This is a genomic window from Paenibacillus tianjinensis (assembly GCF_017086365.1).
In the GTDB taxonomy this organism is placed as follows: domain Bacteria; phylum Bacillota; class Bacilli; order Paenibacillales; family Paenibacillaceae; genus Paenibacillus_AQ; species Paenibacillus_AQ tianjinensis.
Genome location: NZ_CP070969.1, coordinates 5,468,110 through 5,483,962 on the forward strand (window position 1 = coordinate 5,468,110; position 15,853 = coordinate 5,483,962).

Sequence of the window (15,853 nt, forward strand, 5' to 3'; positions counted from 1 at the left end):
ATAGCATAAAATCAAGGCGAATAGCCCGCAAGATCGCTGCAGAACCTGCGGTTTCGGCTTAAAATCTGCTGTTATTTCATTATTGCCCCGAATAGCGGTCCTCCGGATGCACTACAAGCGTTTCACCGTAACCCAGCGTACGTATCCGCTCCGGGCTGATTCCCTGGGCTTCCCGGGCCAGCTCCATCCGGTCCAGAGCTTCCCGCGCCGTATCATCGGCCAGCCGGAAAGTGCCAAAATGCATCGGGATCATCAGCTGAGCCCCCACATCGATAAAGGCCTGCACGGCCTCTTCGGGATTCACATGCTGCGAATTCATGAACCATTCCGGCTCATAGGCCCCGATCGGCATCAGAGCAATGTGCAGCTTAAACCGGCTGCCAATCTCCTTGAAGCCCGGAAAGAAGCCGCTGTCCCCGGCAAAATAGAGGTTCGGCGGCAGCTTCCGCTTCTGCCCGTCCCCTTCACCTTCCGGGTGCTTCTGGGGCTCTGCCGGTTCAAGCACATACCCTCCCCAGTGTGAGCTGTTGGTGTCAAACGGCGTCCGCCGGGTCCAGTGCTGGGTCGGCACAAACGTCAGCTTCACCGCTCCAAGCGTCAGCTCCTCCCACCACTGCAGCTCATGGCAGTTTGGAAAGCCCTTGCGGAGCATTTTCCGTTTCAATCCGGCCGGTACGACAATCGTGGTTCCCGCCTTATAGAGTTTACGGATGGAGCCGATGTGCAGATGATCATAATGGGAATGCGAGATAAGGATCAGATCAACCGGCGGAACCTCATTCAGCGGTATCCCCGGCTCTCCGATTCTTTTCTCAAAGCCAAGCCGCCTTGCCCAGATAGGGTCTGTAATAATGTTCATGCCTTCATATTGTAGAAAAAAAGTCGAATGCCCGATCCAGGTAATCGTCGTATCCAGCCGGTTCTCAGCCAGATAAGACAGCCTGGGCGGGTGATTCGGTACTTTATAGGTATAGTCTTTCTTCTTGCTCCGGCGTTCTTCACGCCACTGGCGGAATTCCTTGAGCGTTTTATCTGTACTAACATTATCGATATTATTGTATTTCACTTTAGCCATAACGGCATCTCTCCTTCATTGCGTTCAGTACAAATTTTACCCATTTTACATCCGGCTTAAGCTGCTTAAGGCGGATCCCTTTTGTATTCCGCCCGTACTATGATGTAAAATGCGGGTAAAGACTACGGTGTTTGTACCGTTCAAAGGGGAGCCTAACGTATGAAGATCACATTTATTGAACCGACTCCAAGTCCAAATACGATGAAGCTTCATCTGGACGAAAGCCTGGAGCCTGGAATACGCAGGACCTATACACCGGAAAGCCAGCGCAGCGCCCCTGCCTGGGCACGGGATATGCTGGCCATCCCCGGAGTAATCAGCATCTATCACGCAGCTGATTTTGCCGCGCTGGAGCGCAAAGGCAGCGCCGACTGGGCGGCGATTCTCCGTGAGGTCCAGCAGCGCTTCGGGGCGGACGGCCTCAGCGCCGACTTCAATCTGCCAGATGAAAATGCAGGTGCCCATTTCGGGGAGTCGCAGGTCTTCGTGCAGATGTTCCGCAGCATTCCGATGCAGATCCGCGTGAAGACCGGCGCTGCTGAGGAGCGCATCGCCCTCGCCGCCCGCTTCACCCAGGCGGTGACGGATGTGGCCAGCGCCGTATTGATCAAGGAGCGCAAGCTCACCGATTACGGCGTACGCTACGGTGAGCCGGCCGAGATCGCACGCGAGGTGGAGCAGGAGCTGGAGGCGGCGTATCCGCAGGAACGCCTCGACTCTCTCGTGCAGCAGGCTATCGCGCACGGAACCGCCGGCGAGTTCGTCGAGCAGCGGCAGAAAAAGGAACAGGCCGAGCTGCTGCAGGACCTGCAGGACGAGGACTGGCGCGTGCGCTACGCCGCGCTGGAGGATCTGGCGCCGACGCCAGCGCTCCTGCCAGAGCTGCGCACGGCGCTGCACGACCCCAAGCTGCATATCCGCAGGCTTGCGGTCGTGTACCTGGGCGACATCCGCACGCCTGAGGCGATGGAGCTGCTCTATGAGGCGATGGCAGACAAGGCTCCGGCCGTGCGGCGCACGGCCGGAGACACGCTGTCCGACATCGGCGATCCGGCGGCGACGCCGGTCATGACCGCGGCGCTTTCGGATTCCAGCAAGCTCGTCCGCTGGAGGGCAGCACGGTTCCTCTATGAGGTTGGCACTGCAGAGGCTTATAACGCCCTAAGCCTTGCGGCCGATGACCCGGAATTCGAAGTGGGCCTGCAGGCGAGAATGGCGCTGGAGCGGATTGCCTCCGGCGAGGAAGCCGCCGGAACCGTTTGGCAGCAAATGTCGGAACGCCGGCGCACCTGACACACTCCTGCCGTAATTTGTTATTGCGTGAGCCTCATTAATTGCATTATACTAAACCCTGCTAATGTTCATAATTGTATAAAGATAGCCTCATCATACCTAAGATGAGGTAGAGGTCGCGAATATTATAAGTACGCGCGCTGAGACGTTAAGAGCCGTCAATGAAGCCGCCGAAAGGAATATCCGCCGAAGTCTGTGCCGCCGCTCTTCATGCTGCACAGACTGGGGCCGTTGCCGAACAGGCACGGAACTGTCACAGTGTACGCTTGGTCTCACGGCCAGCGGGTACCGCACTGTGTTGCGCTATCTTAACAGGGAGTATGATGCGGAGCCGTATTTTCAGGAAACCGCAGATCCGTCTGCGGTTTTTTTGCGCCTACAGGATGTGCCGCCCCCTACCCGGGGCGGCAGCGTACACCACTCCCCTTCATGAACAGCAACATTCAGATCAACAGAAGGAGTGTCTTATTCATGCAAGCAACGCAACATAATCAGCAGTCCGGCAGCCCGAACGGGCCCGCTCTGCGCAAAACATTCAAAGCCAGACATTTAACGATGATCGCCCTTGGCGGCTCGATCGGAACCGGGCTGTTCCTGGCCAGCGGCGGCGCCATTGCCTCCTCCGGTCCGGGCGGAGCCCTTCTCGCCTATGCTGCGGTAGGGCTCATGGTGTACTTCCTGATGACCAGCCTCGGTGAGCTGGCCACCTACCTGCCTGACTCCGGTTCCTTCAGCACTTACGGCACCCGGTTTGTCAGCCCGGCCTTCGGCTTCGCCATCGGCTGGAATTTCTGGTACAACTGGGCGGTAACCATCGCAGCTGAGCTCGCCGCCGCAACGGTCATTATCAAGTATTGGTTCCCTGAGAGCTCCTCGGCCCTCTGGAGCCTGGTGTTCCTGCTGGTGATGTTCGGCCTTAACGTCCTCTCCTCCCGCGGGTACGGCGAGTCGGAATACTGGTTCGCGATCATCAAGATCATTACCGTTATCGTCTTCCTGATTGTCGGCGTGCTAATGATCTTCGGCATTATGGGTGGTGAGCGGATCGGTTTCAGCAACTTCCAGCTGGGCGGCAGCTCGTTCCACGGCGGCTTCTTCGCCTTCGTCGGTGTCTTTATGGCTGCCGGCTTCTCCTTCCAGGGAACCGAGCTGGTCGGCGTTGCCGCCGGCGAGAGCGAGAATCCGCGCCGTAATGTGCCGATCGCGATCCGCCAGGTATTCTGGCGGATTATGATCTTCTACATCTTCGCCATTCTCGTTATCGGCCTGGTGATTCCTTATACGAATCCCGACCTGCTGCGCGGCGGCATCGATGACATCGGCGTCAGCCCGTTCACCATTGTCTTCAACAAAGCCGGACTGGCGATCGCCGCTTCCGTAATGAATGCCGTCATTCTGAGCTCGGTCCTGTCGGCCGGGAACTCCGGCATGTATGCTTCCACCCGCGTCCTGTACGCCATGGCCAAGGACGGCATGGCCCCGCGTGCACTGGGCAAGCTGAACCGCCGCGGCGTACCTGTAGGCGCACTGCTCGTAACTACAGCAGTCGGCATGCTGGCCTTCCTCGCCTCATTCTTTGGTGACGGCGCCGTTTACAACTGGCTGCTTAACGCCTCAGGCATGTGCGGTTTCATCAACTGGCTGGGCATAGCCGTCTGCCATTACCGTTTCCGCCGCGCCTTTGTGAAACAGGGCCACTCGCTGGATGAGCTGCCTTACAGGGCCAAATGGTTCCCGTTCGGCCCGCTGTTCGCCTTCGCGCTCTGTCTGGTCGCTGTACTTGGCCAGAATATGGGCGCCTTCACCGGGGACCGTATTGACTGGTACGGTGTTCTGGTCTCTTATGTCAGCCTGCCGCTGTTCTTCTTAATCTGGGCCGGCTACCGCTGGTTTAGAACAAGCCGCATTATTCCGCTGGAAGAATGCGATCTCAGCACAAATGCCGAATAAGCACGCTCAGCAAAAAGGATGCTCCTTCGCCTGCCCGGCGCGGGAGCATCCTTTTTATCAATAAAGCGTTTATTTCCAGGTTACATACACCTTAAGATCGCCGGTATTATCAAAGGGCGAACTGCTGTAAGACAGCTGGTTCAGCCCGATATTATACAGCTCCTGCAGATCATCCTTGAGCCGCTGCCCGCTGCCCCTGTAACGGAACAGAATGGACTGTTTGCCGGAGGCAACGGCCGCCCGGGCAAGCTCCTTCAGTTCTGCGGCAGAGGTTACTACCTGATCTTCCTCATACAGCCTGTAGTCCAGCTGGTCCTGAAGCTTCTGATACACGGACACGTTCTGGCCGCCACGGCTGACCAGTTCAGACAAGGTCTGGGCGTAGCCCACGGACGCTGCCGGATAAGACTTGACCCAGCTATGGTCGCGGCGCATTTGCGCATCTGTTCTCATATAATACACTGTGCTTACTCCATCTTCCGTACTAGGCGTAGGATCATCCCAAGTCGTATCCAGATGGTACCACAGCCCGTCCAGCTGCACCAGATTCCAGGCATGGGCCTGCGACACGCCTCCCTCCGGTCTTGCCTTACCTTCAACTATTTTATTAGGTATGCCTGCACCAAGCAGCAATTTATAGGTAAGCAGGGAATAGCCCTGGCATACTGCGCTGCCGCTTTGCAGCCCTTCGTAAGCCGTATATTTACTATAGGTGTTGTCATATTTTAAGTTCAGGACAACCCAATCGTGAATGACCTTAACCTTCTGATGATTATCCATCCCAGGTGTAATGATCTTTTGCAGAATTGCTTTTACTTGCTTATTCACATAGGCAGTCTGCTGCAGCGTCTCCCTATATTCCACCTGAACCGTTACATTCGCAGAGCGGCTGCTCCCCCGGTAGGAGAAAGCGTAACTGTCTATGATGTAGTACAGATAGGGATCGCTGCCCATCGCCTGGTCAATGGCGCTTTGCACCTTCGGCTTACTGATATCCCCCTCGTAGGTAAAGGTGATGTTCTCTCTGCGGTTATTCATTGCCCCGGCCAGCCTTTGGGCCATTTCACTTACAGATTGAAGTGACGACGATGCCGCGGCGGCATAGGCCTGCCCCCAGCCATAATAAGCCGCAGGCGGCAAAGCTGCGAACAGCATCATCCCTCCCAGCATGGTCTTCATCAGCGACAAACGTTTCTTTCCCATTTCTCCCCCGTGCCTCCTGCGAACTTCGAATAGCTTTTCCACATCGATTGTACTCTATATTAGATGCCGAGAATGGCTTCCGCACAACCATAATATTACTTATTCTGTTTGTAACCATACAGAGGACAGAAATTCCTTCCCCGTAAACGCTATATTGTTAATATCGGTCCGGAATGCCCGTTAAATAAGCCTTTCGTCCCTGCAGGCGATTTCAATATCCTCATGCTCCCTTTCCTCAAAAAAACCGCTCCCGCGCAGATCATCTCTACGTATGGAGCGGCTTCAATTCTCTTTTAGTTATCCTGCGCCAGTTCCTTCGCTTCCGTCAAACCGTTATGAAGTACACTTCTCCGGCTTTAACCGGCAACGGATGTTTTAACCCGGCCAGAGAGCCGTCAGGAAGCTGAATCTTCAGCCCGCGCGGATATACCAGACGGCATTCTCCATCGCGCGACGCGGTAATCCGTGCAGATACCAGTACATGATTCTGCCACTCGAGGTCCACTTCATATCCTCCGCGTGCCTTAATTCCGCTGACTTTTCCATTTTCCCAAGCGTTCGGCAGGGCCGGCAACAGAGTAATTTCACCCAGATGGCTCTGCAGCAGCATCTCTGCTATCCCGGCGGCAGCGCCAAAATTGCCGTCAATCTGAAACGGAGGGTGGGCATCGAACAGGTTAGGATAGGCTGAGCGGGACAGCAGCGTCCGGACAAAACTGTAAGCCGATTCGCCTTCCTTCAGCCGTGCGTAGAGGTTGATCAGCCAGGCACAGCTCCAGCCGGTATGTCCGCCCCCCGAGGCAATCCGTTTCGCAAGCGACAACCGGCTGGCTTCGAGCAGTTCCGGTGTATCCCGTTCATTAATCAGATCTCCGGGATACAGACCATATAAATGAGAGACATGACGGTGCCCCGGTTCCGATTCTGTGAAATCCTCGATCCATTCCTGCAGACGTCCGTCCTCACTGATTTGCAGCGGCATTAGCCGGGACAAGGCATCCTCCAGCTGAAGCTGAAACTCGTTGTCCCCCTCCAGAATCTGTGCTGCCTGCAGGCAATGGCTGAACAGCTCACGGATAAGGCTCAGGTCCATTGCTGAACCCATAGAGATGCTGCAAGGCTCGCCTTCTGCCGTCACAAACCGGTTCTCCGGAGAAGTTGACGGATTGGTTAAGAGCAGACCCTCCGGTCCTTCCACCAGCCAGTCCAGCGCAAACAGCGCCGCCCCCTTCATCAGCGGATAAGCCGTTTCCTGTAAGAAAGTGGTATCAGGATTATAAGCATAATGCTCCCACAGATGACGGCTCAGCCACACACCGCCCATCGGCCAGAAGGCCCAGCTGGCATCCCCGCCTGATGGCACAGAGCTGCGCCACAGGTCAACATTGTGATGGGCTACCCAGCCGCGGGCGCCGTAGTGCACTGCAGCCGTTCTGGCTCCGGTCTCACTAAGCTCCCGGATCAGATCAATAAGCGGCTCATGAAGCTCGCTCAGATTGCCCACCTCTGCCAGCCAGTAATTCATCTGGGTATTGATATTCGTCGTATAATTGCTGTTCCAGGGCGGCGTCACATGCTCGTTCCAGATCCCCTGCAGATTCGCCGCCTGCGAGCCGGTGCGGGAGCTGCCCATCAGCAAATAACGGCCATACTGGAACAGCAGTGCCTCAAGCTGAGGATCCTCTTGTCCAGCCTTATAGGCGGCCAGCCGCTCATCTGTCGGACGTTCAGCCGCTTCCCAGCCTCCGAGGTCAAGATCTACCCGCCGGAAGAGCGCCTGATGATCGGCGGTATGCCGCTGCTGCAGCTCTGCATATGTCATCGCTGCTGCCGCTGCCAGCCGCTGTACACAGCTCTCCGCAGGGCTCAGTAGCACCGCTGGGCTTGCCTCACGGCTGCTCTTCAGGTGGGCGGCTTTACTCTTCAGCTCTTCATAGTCCGAAGCAGCAGCAAGCAGCAGCTGCACCCGATCAGCGCCGGAGATGACAAGCTTCCCGTCCAGGAATTCAACCCGGCCTCCCGAAGCCAGTACCTGAAGGTGCAACTGGAAGGCTATACCCAGCCCGTCCTCATATTGAATACCCCATGGATGGTCCTGATGATAGTTATCAGCAATGTGCGTAGGGCAGCGGCCTTCCAGTACCAGCTTCCCTTCTCCTGCTTCCTTCACGGCATGCTGCAGAGGGCTGTTCAGGGTAAGCGTCAGATTCAGCCCGCCTTTAGCCTCACTTGTTTCCTGGATGACTAACACACCGTCAGGAGCGCTGATCCAGGCCTCACGGGTAAAGGAGCCGACTTCTGTCTGAAAGGTTACCGTAGCTATGCCGCTGTCCAGGTCCAGCTCCCGGCTGTATCCTGTGCAGTTCTCCGCCTCCGGCTGTTCCAGATAAAGATTACCGAGCGGCATATAAGCTTGGCCATTCACACCGAGCATGCGGGTATTAATGAGCTTTTCCGCTTCAAGATAGCTGCCTTCGGATACCAGACCGCGCACCTTCTTCAGATAGCGGAGGGCCTCGTAATTATTCGTGTCCCGGGGGAAACCGGACCATAACGTATCCTCATTCAGCTGAAACTGTTCTCTTGCGGTACCGCCGAACACCATGGCTCCCATATGCCCGTTTCCAAGCGGCAAAGCTTCTTCCCAGATCGCTGCAGGCTGCTTATATTTCAATTTCCAGGGATGCTCTACTAATTTCTCATGCTTCATGCTATAACCTCCATACGGATTCAATATACAGCAAAAGACCCTGACAAATGTCGGGTCCTTGCTGGTGCATTAGTTTTGTTTAAGAGGGAGGGCCGCTGCTTACAGATCTTTACCGGTCCACAGGGATACTCTCTTCTTAACAAGTTCAGTATATTCTTTTTCCATGTCTTGAGCACCGGCTTTGTCGAGCTCAGCCAGGAAGGCATCGTACACCTTGTCGAAGTCTGCAGGTTTGGACAGGATCGCTTCAGGAATACGTTTGCGGATAATATCTTGAGTCTTTTTGAAGATAACCTGGTACTGACCGTCAGTTGGAACAGGCATGTTGTAAAGAGCGCCCCATTCTTTAGTAGGGAATGCATCTTCAGCAGGGAACAGATCTTTCCAGGTTGTAGCGTTGTAAGCCTTCAGTGATTCTTTTTCAGCATCAGAGTACGAAGCTACGATTTGTTCAGGGAAGTTCGTAGTATAGTAGTTGCCAGTGGAATCCTTCACGCCGTCACCATAGTGTGCACCAAAGATATTGTACTGGCCAACGCCTGTTTCTTTTGCAAAGTTAGCGGCATCATTGGATTTTCTGTCTTGAATATCAGCAGGGATTTCACGTTTGCCATCAGCATTTACAGTGTACTGTTTGCCTTCAACACCCCAGTTTTTCAGAATCTGGGCTTCTTCAGAGGACATCCAATCCAGCCATTTAATGATGCGGACAGGATCTTTAGCAGCGGTTGTGATCGAAATACCGGCAGCATCAATACCAGTGGTCTGGAAGGAGTGGTCTTGATACTGATCGGACAGGGTTACAGGGAAGTGAGCATAAGTGTACTCGTCTTTGCCTGCTGCCTTCAGAGCATTTTCACCATCTTGGTATTCCCATTCCTGGGAGATCAGACCGAGTACGCGGCCGCTGGCCACTTTAGCTTTGTATTGGTCATCTTTTTGTACGAAGGTATCTTTATCCAGCAGACCTTGAGCGTACATGTTGTTGAGCCAACGGAAATATTCTTTTTCTTCAGGGCGTTTGTAATGAAGCTTAGCTTCATAAGTTGTAGGATCTACATAATATTCACCATCATCCGGTGCGCCGGTTGTCAGGAATGCAGGGTTGGTAACGGTAATCATGATTTTCCAGTCATCCGCATTCAGTGTTAGCGGAATCGTAGGCTGTCCATCGGTTTCCGGATGCAGAGCTACATAATCCTTCAACACTTTCTCATAGTCTGCCAATGTTTTCACTTGCGGGTAACCCAGCTCTTTCAGCACGCGGTGCTGAATTTCAAAGCCGCCGCCTGCATCGAAGGATTGTTGGTCAACCCCCATGTTTGTAGGAATGGAATAGATTTTTTGATCATCATTGCTGTATTTCAGACGGTTCATATTTTCGCCGTAGATTTTCTTGAGGTTCGGGGCATACTTGTCGATCAGATCGGTCAGATCAAGAATCAGGCCTGCATCCACCAAGGTACCCAGATTCCCTTTTGCAAAGATCATATCCGGCACGTCGCCGCTGGCAGCCATCATCGCGATTTTTTGGTCGCCGCCGCCGCTGCCTACGTCAAATTCCGCATCCAGTGTTACGCCTGTCTTTTCAGTAATAACTTTACCTACATCATCCTGCATTTTGTTCCAGTTCGGACTGGCATCCGCACCAAAGAATGTGAATGTAACAGGGCTTGTATCCATAGCTTCATCTGCTGGTGCGCTTGCTTCCGCATTGTTGCCTGTGTTTGCCGGTGCATTGGTAGCCGCGCTGTCAGCTGCATTATTATTGTTGTTGCCGCCACAGCCTGCGATCAGCATAGAACTCATGAGCATAAGTGTAAAAGCGGTTTTAATGCTCTTGCTTTTCATTTGATATCCCCCTTGATAATTTGTGTAATTGATCTATGCATATCAGGATAAACCTGAATATACCATTGTTAGCGCTTGCAATATAACCATAATATTAAATTATAATTTTCCAAATTTTTACTAATAGGCCGGGACGCTGTTTCTGACTGACAACTTGCCTGCCAGAAATACGTCCCTCCTATTCAAGCCCTGACCAGCAGGGATTAAGCTTTTACTGCACCGAGCGTCATGCCGCCTACGAAATACTTCTGCAGGAAAGGATACACTACAAGGATAGGTACGGTTACTACAATGGTAATCGCCATCTTGATTGATTCAGGCGAGATTTGCGCCATTTGCTGCGCCATATCGTTGGCATTCACCATGCCGCTGCCCTGATTGGTAGATGATAATACCTTCATGAGCTCATACTGGAGTGTCGTAAGATGCGGCTTATTGCCGTTGTACAGATAAGTGCTGAACCATTCATTCCACTGTCCTACGGCCAGGAACAACGCAATCGTTGCCAGAACCGGCTTACATAGAGGCAGGATGATCTTGTAAAAAATCACAAAGTCGTTGGCTCCGTCCAGCTTGGCGGATTCCTGAAGAGCGAACGGCAGTCCGTCCATAAAGGACCGGATGACGAAGACGTTGAAGGCGGAAACCGCACCCGGCAGGATATAAATCCAGAAGGTTCCGATCAGATTCAAGTCTCTCATCAGAATGTACATTGGCACCATACCGCCGGAGAAATACATCGTCAGGGCCAGGAAATAAGAGACAAACTTTCTGGCTCTGAACTCCGGACGGCTGAGCGTAAAGGCCAGCATGGAAGAGCTCAGGAGACCGAGTAGCGTACCGGTAATGGTACGGAGTACAGATATTTTGAAGCCTTGAATCAGGCCGGTATAGCTGAAGATACGCTGGTAATTCTCAAGCGTCCAGGCTCTCGGCCAGATATAGATGCCGCCCCGAACAGTGTCTGTAGATTCGTTAAAAGAAATCGCCAGTACGTTCAGGAAGGGATACAACGTCACGATCATGATTAATCCAAGAGCAATGTATAGAAAGATGTCGAATATACGCTCACCCTTTGACATTTGAAATGCTTTGCCACCCACTTAAGATCCCCTCCTTTACATAATGCTTTCTTTAGTAACTTTCTTCATAACACCGTTAGCAATAAGCAGCAGGATTACACTGACTACCGAAGTGAACATACTGATTGCCGTACCGTAAGAGAAGCGGGCTATCTGAATACCGTACTTAAGCGCATACATATCCAGCACTTCCGAATAATCGGTTACCATGTTGTTGCTGAGCTGGAACTGTTTTTCGAAACCGATTCCTACAAGATGGCCAATCGACATAATCAGGAGTACAGTAATGGTGGTTCGGATACCCGGCAAAGTAATATTGAACATCTGCTTGATTCTGCCTGCCCCGTCAACTTTGGCTGCTTCATACAGCTCTTTGTCGATGCCTGTAATCGCTGCCAGATAGATAATTGCATTCCAGCCTGTTTCTTTCCAAAGGTCGGCGACCGTCAAAACTCCCCAGAACATCTTGGCCTTGGCCATGAACTGGATCGGCTCGTCAATGACATTCAGCCAGATCAGCAGATCATTGACGATCCCGCCGTCGATCGAGAGTGTCTTGTAGACAATCCCGCCTACAACGACCCATGATACAAAGTGAGGCAGGTAAGAAACCGTTTGAACTGTTCTTTTAAATACATTGCCCCGCAGCTCATTGAGCATTACCGCAAACAGGATGGGTACAACGAAACCAAATATCAGACCCAAAATACTCATTGCAAGTGTGTTTCTCAGAACAAGATAGAAGCGTTCATCGTGGAAGAGTTCTTTGAAGTTATCCAATCCGACCCACTTCTGCTCCGTAAAAGATTTCTTCGGTTTATAATTTTGGAACGCCATCAACCATCCCCATAAGGGCACGTAGCTGAAGACGAATACCCAGATCACGAATGGAAGAGACATCAGATATAAGTACTTTTGCTGCAGTACGCTTTTCCAAAATCCACTATTCCGTTTCGCAGGTGGGTTGGGGGTTACGCTTTCATTTGCTGTAACACCGTTTTCAGTGAGCGCTTTCACGTCCATTATTCCCCCTTCGTTTTTATATTCATATCATACCGCAGCAAAATGTAAGCGAATACCCGACAGATTTCACGTAAAATCATATACAAATTAGACATTGAAACAGCAGCCGGGGAACTACTGTTTGTAATCGCTATCATGCGGGATGGAAAAGAATATTTCTGTTCCCCTTCCCTCTTCGCTTGTAATCTTCAGGCCATGCTCTTCCCCGTAATACATGACCAGTCTCTGATGCACATTGCGCATGCCGATCCGGCTTCGCTGCTCTTCTTCCGCCTGAGCAATCACCCCGCGCAGTTCAGAGAGCCGCTGCTGTGACATCCCTACCCCGTCATCGATCACATATACCTGGATCTCATTGTCGATCAGCTTTACACTGACTTTCACATAAACGGGCCCCTCTTTATTCTCTAGACCGTGGACGACCGAATTCTCCACCAGCGGCTGAATGATCAGCGGAGGAATCAGAATCTCTGAGGCCTCGGTGTCAAAATCAATTTCATATCTCAGCCTTTCCTCATAACGGAATTTCTGGATTTCCAGATAGGAGCGGATCATTTCAATCTCTTCCTTAAGCGGAGCCCGTTCTCTGCCGACTTCGAGGTTCTTACGCATCAGCTTGCCGAGCAGCCTGACGATATTCGCAATTTCCTTCTCACCCTTCAGGTGGGCATTCATCCGGATCGATTCCAGCGCATTAAAGAGGAAATGCGGATGAATCTGGCTGGCCATCATTTTCAATTTGATTTCCCGTTGGGCGATCTCCAGCCTGCTGTTCTTCTCATTGCTCTCAATGACCTGGCTTATCAGCTGGTTGATGCTCGACACCATATAGTTGAATTGGCGTGACAGCTGCCCGATCTCATCTGTGCCGTCAATACGGGAGACAACGTTAAGATTCCCCAAGGCTACTTGATTCAGCTGGCGGCTGAGCCGGAGCAGCCGGTTGGTTGTCAGCAAAGAGATCGTATAGACCATCACAAGGGCCACCAGCAATACCCCGCTGATGATCAGCAGCCCGAGTATGCTTACTTTATTCGCATCGCTGAGTATACTTTTAGTTTCGAATACGGAAATGATCTTCAGCTTGCTGATACTGAGTGCAGGGGTAATCTCATCAACGATAACGTAGGAATCTGCCCCTTTGACTTTCGTTTGGATAACATTGCCGGAATGTTGCTCCAGATCCACTTCAATATCAAAGGCGTCCAGCGTCGTCCCGACCAGTTTCGGATTCTTTGCAGCTACGATATAGCCTTGTTCATCTGTTATGATCGTCTCGAACGGTTCCTGGGACAGCATATTATTCAGTTCATCCTGATTCATCTGAACCATGATAATTCCGATCTTGTTATATTCCGGATAAGCTACCTGGCGCAGCAGACTAAGTTTGTTTATACTCCCCTTAGTGGTGCCGATAAAACCCTCTTTATCGTCAATATAGAGCCAGTAGATCCCTTTCGTTTCCATAACCTTTTTATACCAGAAACTGGATTCTTTCTCCGGAGTCAGCGGCGTAATCGACAGGTTATTGACGAGTGTCGGATTGTCGATAAAAAAGCGGATGTTGGCGATTTCACGGTACTGTAAAATGTAATCCTTAAAATCGGTGTAGTCCATATAGGCCTTAGTTAACTCAAGGATGTTCGGATACTGCCTGTTCACAAGCGTTTCCAGATTATCATCAAAAAACAGAAGATTGGAGATATCCGTAGGTACACGGAGCTTGGCTGACATCTGGCTTTTGATCTTCTCGACGTTATTTGTCGCCTGATCAATGGCCCGGTCCAGGGCAGCATTCCGAAAATAGCTGATCAGAATAATCCCGATAATCAGCACGGGAATCATGACAACCACAACGTAAAACATTATTAGCTTATACTTCAGCTTCATATTATTGATCATGCTTATTAGCTGCTTAATCTCGATCCCTCCATCCTAAATCATTCTCCCGCAAAAACGTCAAACAGGCTGCTCCCTCATCCGCCAGCAGATGGGGAACAGCCCGTCTATCATAATCCTAGAATCCATGTTCAGCAAGCCCTACCTGTTCATTGCTCCTTGCGGAAGGCGCTTGGAGATACACCTACATATTTGCGGAATTTCGCGTTGAAATAATCGGCATTCATGTAGCCGACCCGTTCAGCTACCTCGTATACCTTCATGCCCTGCGTGAGAAACTGCTTGGCTTTCTCAATTCTCACCTTGTCCAGATAAGTGTTGAAATGCTCGCCGATCTGATTCTTGAACATTTTGCCCAGATAAGCACTGTTATAATTAAAAATTTGCGCAAGCATTCCCAGCTTCAGGTTCTCGTTGTACCGGCGCTGAATCAAATCCGTAATCCGCTTAATCTCGTCGCCCCGTCCGCCGGTGTTCAGCTGCTTCGCAATATGTTCCAGATAATCGGCTACCATGCTAAGGATATCACTAAGATAATAGCTGTTGTACACTTCACTCGCAGGAGAGGCATTCTCGCTGATCAACGTGCGGACATCGGGATTTACGGCCTCCAGCCGGGCAATCGTACTGCTTACAATCCGGATCAGATTGTCTTTGATATAGGTCTCATCATATCTGGTCTCAACCAGCTTGCAGATAATTTGCCTCACTAGCGGGGACAGTACCTCAGTGCTTCCTGTCTCAACCGCCAGCAGAAGCTCCATTTCTTCATCACGTTCAGAATCAGCAAGCTCTCCGGGCTCCTTCACTGCTTCTGCCCACTGTTCTACTGCCCCGCTCACCAGAATCTCCCTGCGCCCGAAAAAGGCCTGCTCCAGCAGCTCCCGAGCAGCAGTATATGATGCGGCAGCCTGTTCCGGCTCCAGCGCCGCTCCTCCGGATGCAGCATAAAAGTCCAGTCCTTCTCTGGCAATGATTCTGTTTAAATCCTGCCACAGCGCCGCACGGGCAGCTTCATCTTTTAGAGGCTCCTTCAGCAAAAGACCTAGAAAGGGAGGCAAACTGAAAAAGATTGCCCTCTCCGGCGGCAAATAGCGTTCCAGCAGGCTCCGGACCCGCTCCTCCCTTCCGTCCTCCCCCTTATGGGGACGCATCAGCTGGAGCAGAATAACTTCGCTTTCCCCCTGCAGGCCAAGCCTGGATGCAGCTTCCGGGACGGCTATATCCTCGCTGCCAGGCTGAAGCAGCCCACGCAGCCAGGCCTCATGATTGCTTACCTCAGCTTCAGTCTGCAGCCTGCTGAACTGCTCTTCCCGTTCTATCGTTACCCGGAGTTCCTGCAGATAAGAGATCAATTCCTCCTCATCCACCGGTTTCAGTAAATATCCGTCGATATGGCAGGAGATCGCACGTTTAGCATATTCGAAGTCCGCATAGCCGCTAAGAATCAGCACATGGCAATTGGCGTTTTGTTTACGAAGTTCAGCAATCAGCTCCAGACCGTCCATTCCCGGCATACGGATATCGGCGACGATCAGACTGGGAGCAAAGCTATGGAACTTCTCAAGCGCCTCGAATCCGTTCGCCGCTGTCGCCACTACGGTATAGCCCTCTTCTTCCCAGGGGATCAAGGACCGCAGCCCTTCCCGCAGCTTGGGCTCATCATCAACAATCAGCACTTTTATCATTAGTCTTCAACCCCCTTTAACGTAAAATCCGGAAAGGATCTTATGTCCTCTCCGGAATCCGCGAGTGATCATCATTCCG

Annotated in this window: 10 protein-coding genes and 1 riboswitch; of the genes, 2 read left to right on the plus strand and 8 right to left on the minus strand. The window is 52.0% G+C overall.

Translation table 11 applies throughout. From position 1 onward, the window contains the following. Positions 1 to 79: 79 nt before the first annotated feature. Entirely contained in the window at positions 80 to 1,075 is a 996-nt protein-coding gene (locus JRJ22_RS25450; protein ID WP_206102064.1) for an MBL fold metallo-hydrolase, read from the minus strand. A 159-nt stretch (positions 1,076 to 1,234) separates the two neighbouring features. Between JRJ22_RS25450 and JRJ22_RS25455 the strand changes: the two genes are divergently transcribed. Beyond that, on the plus strand, positions 1,235 to 2,368 hold the full coding sequence (locus tag JRJ22_RS25455) for a virulence factor (RefSeq protein WP_206102065.1): 1,134 nt from the start codon (positions 1,235 to 1,237) through the stop codon (positions 2,366 to 2,368). 102 nt (positions 2,369 to 2,470) lie between these two features. After that, positions 2,471 to 2,682: riboswitch (Lysine riboswitch) on the plus strand. Positions 2,683 to 2,839: 157 nt separating this feature from the next. After that, entirely contained in the window at positions 2,840 to 4,318 is a 1,479-nt protein-coding gene (locus JRJ22_RS25460; protein WP_206102066.1) for an amino acid permease, read from the plus strand. 69 nt (positions 4,319 to 4,387) lie between these two features. Here the strand turns inward: JRJ22_RS25460 and JRJ22_RS25465 are convergent, their stop codons facing one another. The 7 genes from JRJ22_RS25465 to JRJ22_RS25495 form a co-directional block, all read right to left on the minus strand. Beyond that, the gene (locus tag JRJ22_RS25465; protein WP_206102067.1) at positions 4,388 to 5,521 is read right to left on the minus strand and encodes a transglutaminase domain-containing protein; all 1,134 of its coding nucleotides are present in this window, start codon (positions 5,519 to 5,521) and stop codon (positions 4,388 to 4,390) included. A gap of 325 nt (positions 5,522 to 5,846) precedes the next feature. Then, positions 5,847 to 8,231 carry a glycoside hydrolase family 95 protein gene (locus tag JRJ22_RS25470; protein WP_206102068.1) on the minus strand — a complete coding sequence of 795 codons (2,385 nt, stop codon included), beginning with the start codon at positions 8,229 to 8,231 and terminating at the stop codon, positions 5,847 to 5,849. Positions 8,232 to 8,330: 99 nt separating this feature from the next. Continuing rightward, positions 8,331 to 10,082: an ABC transporter substrate-binding protein gene (locus tag JRJ22_RS25475; RefSeq protein WP_206102069.1), complete on the minus strand. Its 1,752-nt coding sequence runs from the start codon at positions 10,080 to 10,082 to the stop codon at positions 8,331 to 8,333. Positions 10,083 to 10,285: 203 nt separating this feature from the next. Further along, positions 10,286 to 11,185, minus strand: coding sequence for a carbohydrate ABC transporter permease (locus JRJ22_RS25480; protein WP_206102070.1), 900 nt, complete (start codon positions 11,183 to 11,185; stop codon positions 10,286 to 10,288). A 15-nt stretch (positions 11,186 to 11,200) separates the two neighbouring features. Next, positions 11,201 to 12,187, minus strand: a complete 987-nt coding sequence (locus JRJ22_RS25485; RefSeq protein WP_206102071.1) for an ABC transporter permease — start codon at positions 12,185 to 12,187, stop codon at positions 11,201 to 11,203. Positions 12,188 to 12,301: 114 nt separating this feature from the next. Then, positions 12,302 to 14,089, minus strand: coding sequence for a sensor histidine kinase (locus tag JRJ22_RS25490; protein ID WP_206102072.1), 1,788 nt, complete (start codon positions 14,087 to 14,089; stop codon positions 12,302 to 12,304). 146 nt (positions 14,090 to 14,235) lie between these two features. Continuing rightward, on the minus strand, positions 14,236 to 15,774 hold the full coding sequence (locus tag JRJ22_RS25495; RefSeq protein ID WP_206102073.1) for a response regulator transcription factor: 1,539 nt from the start codon (positions 15,772 to 15,774) through the stop codon (positions 14,236 to 14,238). Positions 15,775 to 15,853 lie beyond the last annotated feature (79 nt).

Excerpts from the sequence above, each read along its gene's own strand:
- JRJ22_RS25450 (WP_206102064.1), bottom strand. The coding sequence starts at position 1,075 with ATGGCTAAAGTGAAATACAATAATATCGATAATGTTAGTACAGATAAA.
- JRJ22_RS25455 (WP_206102065.1), top strand. The coding sequence starts at position 1,235 with ATGAAGATCACATTTATTGAACCGACTCCAAGTCCAAATACGATGAAG.
- JRJ22_RS25460 (WP_206102066.1), top strand. The coding sequence starts at position 2,840 with ATGCAAGCAACGCAACATAATCAGCAGTCCGGCAGCCCGAACGGGCCC.
- JRJ22_RS25465 (WP_206102067.1), bottom strand. The coding sequence starts at position 5,521 with ATGGGAAAGAAACGTTTGTCGCTGATGAAGACCATGCTGGGAGGGATG.
- JRJ22_RS25470 (WP_206102068.1), bottom strand. The coding sequence starts at position 8,231 with ATGAAGCATGAGAAATTAGTAGAGCATCCCTGGAAATTGAAATATAAG.
- JRJ22_RS25475 (WP_206102069.1), bottom strand. The coding sequence starts at position 10,082 with ATGAAAAGCAAGAGCATTAAAACCGCTTTTACACTTATGCTCATGAGT.
- JRJ22_RS25485 (WP_206102071.1), bottom strand. The coding sequence starts at position 12,187 with ATGGACGTGAAAGCGCTCACTGAAAACGGTGTTACAGCAAATGAAAGC.
- JRJ22_RS25490 (WP_206102072.1), bottom strand. The coding sequence starts at position 14,089 with ATGATCAATAATATGAAGCTGAAGTATAAGCTAATAATGTTTTACGTT.
- JRJ22_RS25495 (WP_206102073.1), bottom strand. The coding sequence starts at position 15,774 with ATGATAAAAGTGCTGATTGTTGATGATGAGCCCAAGCTGCGGGAAGGG.